The following is a 6,316-nucleotide window of genomic DNA, read 5'->3' on the forward strand; positions in this document are numbered from 1 at the left end:
GGCCAGACCCTGCGTGATGCCGGTGGGCACGACAGCAATTACCTGGGCATGGAGCTCAAGTTCAGTTGGTGAGACAAGCACACCCATACAAGCCTGGGCCCAGGTTTACGGCAATAGTGATGCGGTTTTTACACCGCCCTTTTTCAGCCCTGCAAGGAGTTTCAGATGAGCACATTCGTTGCCAAAGACGGTACACAGATCTACTTCAAGGACTGGGGCAGCGGTAAGCCCGTGCTGTTCAGCCATGGCTGGCCGCTGGATGCGGACATGTGGGAATACCAGATGGAATACCTGAGCAGCCGTGGCTTTCGCACCATTGCGTTCGACCGTCGTGGCTTTGGCCGCTCGGACCAGCCATGGACCGGGAACGACTACGACACCTTCGCTGACGATATCGCCCAGTTGATCGAACACCTGGACCTGCAGGACGTGACCCTGGTGGGCTTCTCCATGGGTGGCGGTGACGTGGCGCGCTACATCGCCCGCCACGGCAGTGCCCGTGTCGCCGGCCTGGTGTTGCTTGGCGCGGTCACGCCGATCTTCGGCCAGCAAGCCGATTACCCCCAAGGCGTGCCTGGCGAAGTGTTCGATGGCATCAAGGCCGGCCTGCTGAAGGATCGTGCGCAGTTCATCAGCGACTTCAACACGCCGTTCTTCGGTCTCAATAAAGGCCAGCACGTCTCGGAGGGTGTGCTCAGCCAAACCCTGCAGATCGCCATGCTTGCCTCGCTCAAGTCGACCGTGGATTGCGTCACAGCGTTCTCGCAAACCGACTTCCGCCCGGACATGGGCAAGATCGACGTACCGACCCTGGTGATCCATGGCGACGGCGACCAGATCGTGCCGTTCGACACCACCGGCAAAGTCGCGGCGCAGATGATCGAGGGCGCGCAATTGAAGGTGTACAAGGATGCGCCGCACGGGTTTGCAGTGACCCACGCTCAACAGCTCAACGAAGACCTGTTGGCGTTCCTGAACCGCTGATACCTCGATGCACTTGTAGGAGCGAGCTTGCTCGCGAAGAACGTCAACGATAACGCGTGCTTGCTGAATGAACGCGGCGCCTATGAGTTTTTCGCGAGCAAGCTCGCTCCTACAGAAGGCAGACGGCAAAAGGCCGGGTTCGCCCGGCCTTTTTTGTTCAGGCAAAACGCTGGCTCAACACCAGCCGCCCTGGCCCTGCGATCAGCACGCTGGTGAAGATGATCAGCAGCAGCCAACCGAACTGCCCTTCGAACAGCGTCCACTCCGGGTGCACCACCAGCAAAGCGATGACCAGCACCGCCAGAATCGGCAGGCACGCCAGGCGCACCAGCACGCCTGCCAGGATCAGCAATGGGCACAGCACCTCGGCGAAAATCGCCAGCAGCAAGGTGATAGACGCGCCCAGGTGAAACGGGTCTTCGATCAGCTTTAGTTGTTCGCTGTAGTGCAGCAACTTGGGCAACCCATGCACCCACAGCAGGAACAATGCCCCACTGGCCCGCAAAAACAACAGCCCGATGTCCTGATTTCTTGCTTGGTTCATATGCCACCTGTTTGCGTCGAAAATGACCGACAGTCAGTGTGTCCAACACCGCGTCGCCGCACTTGCAGGCTTGTGCTGAAATCCTGCGTTTGCATTGCCCAAAGAACCCGGCATGATCTTGCTGAACTGCCGACCCCGCGCTACGGTCCCAACCCATACGCTCATCGCTACAGGAACTTTTCCATGACGCTCCCCCAAGAAATGACCCTGATCGAAATCACCACCCCTGGCGGGCCCGAGGTCTTGCAGCCACGCAGCGCCGACGTACCGGTGGCCGGGCCAGGCGAGATTCTGATTCGCGTGCACGCCGCCGGGGTCAACCGCCCAGACGCCTTGCAACGCGCGGGCAAATACCCGATGAAGCCCGGCATGAGCCCGATTCCGGGGTTGGAAGTGGCCGGTGAAGTGGTGGCGCTGGGCACTGGCGTGAACGAATACAGCCTGGGCGACAAGGTCTGTGCCCTGACCAATGGCGGCGGCTATGCGCAGTATTGCGCGGTGCCGGCCAGCCAGGCGCTGCCGATCCCCGCGGGCATGGACTGGATTCAGGCCGCTGCCGTACCGGAAACCTTCTTTACGGTGTGGGCCAACCTGTTCGGCCTCGGCGGAGCCCAGAAAGGCCAGCGCGTCTTGATCCACGGTGGCACCAGCGGTATCGGCACCACCGCGTTGATGCTCTGCCAGGAATTCGGCATCCAGGCATTCGCCACGGCCGGCAGCGCCGACAAATGCGCAGCGATTGCCAAGCTCGGCGCCGAGCCGATCAACTACCGCGAACAGGACTTTGCCGAGGTCATCGCCAAACAAACCGACGGCAAGGGCGTCAACGTGATCCTCGACATCATGGGTGCCTCGTACCTTAACAACAACCTCAAGGCCCTGGGCATGGACGGCCACCTGGTGATCCTCGGTTTTCTCGGTGGCGCCAAGGCCAACGACGTCGACCTGCTGACCATCCTCGGCAAACGCGCGGTGATCACCGGTTCACTGCTGCGCGCCCGCACTCGAGAAGAGAAGGCCGAAATTGCCCAGCACCTGCGCGAACACGTGTGGCCGGTACTCAGTGCCGGGCGTTGCCTGCCGATGATCGACCAGGTCTACGCCTACACCGACGCCGCCCAGGCCCATGCGCGGATGGAAGGTGGGGACCATATCGGCAAGATTGTGTTGCGGGTGAAGTGAGGCGATTCGACTTGCTCGCGAAGGTGGTGTGTCAGTCACTGTATCTGTTACTGCACGACCGCTTTCGCAGGCAAGCCAGCTCCCACATTTGATCTTCATTGCTTCGAGCATAGCGTTCGTTTAACTGACCGGCGCTAGGGCAAGCCTCCTCCCACACTGGATAAAACACAGGCCATCATGGGCTATCACGGCTGTTGGGCATACACCGGATAATCCACATACCCCGCCTCTGTCCCGCCATACAAGCCTTCGGCCTTCAACGCATTCAAGGGCCAGCCATTGAACAGCCGCTGGGGCAAGTCCGGGTTGGCGATGAAGGGCCGTCCAAAGGCGATCAAGTCCGCCAACCCGGCCTCTACCAGCCGTGCGCCGCGCTCGGCGGTGTAGCGCCCGGCGTAGATGATCCTGCCGCTGAAGGTGCGGCGCACGGCCTGGCGGAATGTGTCGGGCAGGTCGGGCGCGTTGTCCCAATCGGCTTCGGCAATGGACACATAGGCGATGCCCGACGCCTCCAGCACCTTGATCGCTTCGATATAGGTATGGTGCGGGTCTTCCTCCACCAGGCCGATGTAGACCCGGTCCAGGTCGGTGCCACTGAACAGCGGTGAAAAGCGCACGCCCAGGCGTTCCGGCCCCACCACCTTGCACACCGCTTCGACAATCTCGCGCAGCAAGCGCAGGCGATTGTCCAGCGAGCCGCCGTACTCATCCTCACGCAGGTTGGAATGGGCCGAGATGAACTGGTTGACCAGGTAGCCGTTGGCCGCGTGGATTTCCACACCGTCGAACCCGGCGTCCAGGGCATTGCGTGCAGCCTGGGCGTAGTGCCCCACCAGCTCTTCGATTTCCAGCGTGGTCAAGGCACGGGGTACGGGGGGCTGTACCAGTTCACCCACACCCGGCCCGGTCTCAATGAAGGCTTTGGCTTGCAACGCCGCCAGCGCAGACGGCCCCACCGGCGCACCACCGTCAGGTTGCAGCGCGTTATGGGACACCCGCCCCACGTGCCATAGCTGGGCAAAGATCACCCCACCCTCGGCATGCACCGCTGCGGTGACTTTGCGCCAACCCTGGATTTGCGCCGGTGTATGGATGCCCGGCGTCCACGCGTAGCCCTGGCCCCGGGGTTCGATCTGCGTACCCTCGCTGACCATGAACCCGGCACTGGCCCGCTGACGGTAATACTCGGCCATCAGGTCGGTGGCGATATTACCCGGCTGGGCGCTGCGCTGGCGGGTCAGCGGCGGGAGTACGACACGGTTGTTCAAGCGGTGATGCCCCAGCTTGATCGGGGTGTTCAGGATGCAGTCAGGCACGGAGATATTCCAAATTCAGGACGAACGAAAACCGTGGCGACTCCTGGGAGTCGCCACCGTATAAATCAGTGGATTAACTTAAGCGCAGAGTGTCAGCAGGGCCTTGGCCACTTCGCTGGAGCTGCCTGGGTTTTGCCCAGTCACCAGCAAGCCATCGACGAGGACGAAGGATTGCCAGTCAGCGCCCTTCTCATACTGGCCGCCCAGTTTTTTGAATTCATCTTCAATCAGAAACGGCACGACTTCAGTCAACTGCACGGCGGCCTCTTCCGAGTTGGAGAACCCGGTGACGCGGCGGCCCTTGATCAATGGCTCACCGTTAACCGCCTTGACGTGACGCAAAGCACCCGGTGCATGGCACACAAAGCCGATGGGCTTGCCGGCCCGCTCGAAGGCTTCGATCAGCGCGATGGACACCGGCGACTCCGCCAGGTCCCACAGCGGGCCGTGGCCGCCTGGGTAGAACACGGTGTCGAAGTTGGCGGCGTTGACCGAGTCCAGCTTCACGGTGGTCGCCAAGGCTTGCTGCGCAGCCGGGTCTTTGGCGAAGCGCTCGGTCTGCTCGGTTTGCGCATCCGGTTCATCGCTTTTCGGGTCCAGCGGCGGCTGGCCACCGGCCGGGGAAGCCAACACCACCTCGGCGCCAGCGTCTTTGAATGCGTAATAAGGTGCGGCGAATTCTTCGAGCCAGAAGCCGGTCTTGCGCCCGGTATCGCCAAGCTGGTCGTGAGAGGTCAGTACCATTAATACTTTCATTTTCCAGTGCCTCGATCGGTGTGAATAACAGTTGGCCCCATGTTAGGCAGCCAGGCATTGGCTCACAATGTCATATCCGCAAGGATTGCGGACATGCACCAAAGTCGGTTGCCGTTTGCCGGGTACGCGCCGACAATTGCCTCTCCCCCGCCCCTTGGAGAGATGCAATGCACAGCGTTGCGCTGATGGTTTACCCGAATTTCCAGTCGTTGAGCCTCAGCCTGGGCTCGGTGTTCGAGTGCGCCAACCTGCTGTGCGGCGAGCCGGCCTATGAGTTTCACCTGGTGTCGGAAAGCGGCGGCGCAGTGATGACCTCACAGGGCTTTTCGGTGAACACCAGTGCGCTGCGGCCAGAGGGCTATGACACGCTGATTGTCAGTGGCTACCTGGAGTTTCGCCTGCCGGAGGCCAACCTGCTGGAGCTGGTCAAGGCCGCGTCCGCGCAGTCGCGCCGAGTGGCGTCGTTATGCATGGGCATCTTTGTACTGGCCGAGGCTGGCCTGCTGGCTGGCAAGCGCACCACCACCCACTGGATCCATGCGCCGGCATTTCGCAAGCGCTACCCGGATATCCGCCTGGAAGAAGACAAGTTGTTCATTGTCGACGGCAAGGTGTGGACCGGTGCGGGCATGAGCGCGGGGGTCGACCTGGCGCTGGCGATGGTGGAGGACGACCTGGGCAGCGACCTGGCCCGGCGTATTGCGCGCAAGCTGGTGATTGCCCAACGTCGGGGCAGCGAGCAGTCGCAATTGTCGGCCTTGTTGGAGCTGGACCCCAAGTCCGACCGCGTGCAGTTGGCCCTGGCTTACGCTCGCGAGAATCTTACGCAGGATTTATCCGTGGAGGCCCTGGCCGACGTTGCCCGGCTCAGCCCGCGCCAGTTCAGTCGGGTGTTTCGCGAAGAAACCGGGCAGACCCCGGCCAAAGCTATCGAGGCCCTGCGGGTGGAAGCTGCGCGGGCGATGATGGAAATCAGCCGGCACCCGGTGGAAGTGGTGGCGCGCGAAACCGGGTTTGGTGATCGCGAGCGCATGCGCCAGGCGTTTCTCAGGGCGTTCGGGCAGCCGCCTCAGGCGATGCAGCAGGTGCTGTTCAACCCGGGCTAGGCCCGTGACGGCCTGACAGCCGGCGCCTATCTACCTGAAGTCCCATGATCCAAATGTGGGAGCTGGCTTGCCTGCGATGGCGGCCTACCAGCCAACACTTACCTACCTGACACCCTGCGATCAAACTGTGGGAGCGGGCTTGCTCGCGAAGGCGGCCTGGCAGGCGGCACAGTTGGACCGTGTACATATCCATTGCTGCGGTAACGGCCACTTAGGGTTCCGCTCTGACAGCGGGTCACTTTTGGAAAAGAGCCCCAAAAGTAACCAAAAGGGCTCTTGCCCCACCACTCGGCACCTCGCCTAGGCTCGGTGTGCCCGAACACAGGCTTGAATCCGTGGGCCGCCGCCACGCGCCATCCATGGCGCGGGGCGGCTAACCCGGCGTCCTGCCGGGTTACCCACGAATTCAAGCCTGCGTTCGGCCAGCG

At 62.0% G+C, this 6,316-nt stretch carries 6 protein-coding genes; 3 read left to right on the forward strand and 3 right to left on the reverse strand.

Annotated features, from left to right (window positions below; genetic code table 11):
- Nucleotides 1–165: 165 nt before the first annotated feature.
- A complete protein-coding gene (locus GIW04_RS26575; protein WP_003190609.1) occupies nucleotides 166–984 on the forward strand; it encodes an alpha/beta fold hydrolase in 819 nt (272 codons plus the stop codon).
- A gap of 157 nt (nucleotides 985–1,141) precedes the next feature.
- Here the strand turns inward: GIW04_RS26575 and GIW04_RS26580 are convergent, their stop codons facing one another.
- The gene (locus tag GIW04_RS26580) at nucleotides 1,142–1,528 is read right to left on the reverse strand and encodes a DoxX family protein (RefSeq protein WP_034133827.1); all 387 of its coding nucleotides are present in this window, start codon (nucleotides 1,526–1,528) and stop codon (nucleotides 1,142–1,144) included.
- A 183-nt stretch (nucleotides 1,529–1,711) separates the two neighbouring features.
- Between GIW04_RS26580 and GIW04_RS26585 the strand changes: the two genes are divergently transcribed.
- Complete coding sequence (locus GIW04_RS26585; protein WP_120248306.1) at nucleotides 1,712–2,710, forward strand: NAD(P)H-quinone oxidoreductase; 999 nt, start codon at nucleotides 1,712–1,714, stop codon at nucleotides 2,708–2,710.
- Nucleotides 2,711–2,895: 185 nt separating this feature from the next.
- Here GIW04_RS26585 and GIW04_RS26590 read toward each other — a convergent pair whose 3' ends face one another.
- On the reverse strand, nucleotides 2,896–4,026 hold the full coding sequence (locus tag GIW04_RS26590; RefSeq protein WP_120248307.1) for an alkene reductase: 1,131 nt from the start codon (nucleotides 4,024–4,026) through the stop codon (nucleotides 2,896–2,898).
- Between the two features lie 78 nt (nucleotides 4,027–4,104).
- The gene (locus tag GIW04_RS26595) at nucleotides 4,105–4,782 is read right to left on the reverse strand and encodes a type 1 glutamine amidotransferase domain-containing protein (protein ID WP_003190601.1); all 678 of its coding nucleotides are present in this window, start codon (nucleotides 4,780–4,782) and stop codon (nucleotides 4,105–4,107) included.
- Between the two features lie 167 nt (nucleotides 4,783–4,949).
- Here GIW04_RS26595 and GIW04_RS26600 point away from each other — a divergent pair, with 167 nt between their 5' ends.
- Nucleotides 4,950–5,888 carry a GlxA family transcriptional regulator gene (locus tag GIW04_RS26600; protein ID WP_003190599.1) on the forward strand — a complete coding sequence of 313 codons (939 nt, stop codon included), beginning with the start codon at nucleotides 4,950–4,952 and terminating at the stop codon, nucleotides 5,886–5,888.
- Nucleotides 5,889–6,316: the final 428 nt, after the last annotated feature.

It is taken from the genome of Pseudomonas sp. PA-4-8C (genome assembly GCF_021606625.1).
Lineage (GTDB): Bacteria > Pseudomonadota > Gammaproteobacteria > Pseudomonadales > Pseudomonadaceae > Aquipseudomonas > Aquipseudomonas lactis.

Bases quoted from the DNA above. Each gene is read 5' to 3' on its own strand.
- GIW04_RS26575 (WP_003190609.1), top strand. From the start codon at position 166: ATGAGCACATTCGTTGCCAAAGACGGTACACAGATCTACTTCAAGGAC.
- GIW04_RS26600 (WP_003190599.1), top strand. From the start codon at position 4,950: ATGCACAGCGTTGCGCTGATGGTTTACCCGAATTTCCAGTCGTTGAGC.
- GIW04_RS26585 (WP_120248306.1), top strand. From the start codon at position 1,712: ATGACGCTCCCCCAAGAAATGACCCTGATCGAAATCACCACCCCTGGC.
- GIW04_RS26595 (WP_003190601.1), bottom strand. From the start codon at position 4,782: ATGAAAGTATTAATGGTACTGACCTCTCACGACCAGCTTGGCGATACC.
- GIW04_RS26580 (WP_034133827.1), bottom strand. From the start codon at position 1,528: ATGAACCAAGCAAGAAATCAGGACATCGGGCTGTTGTTTTTGCGGGCC.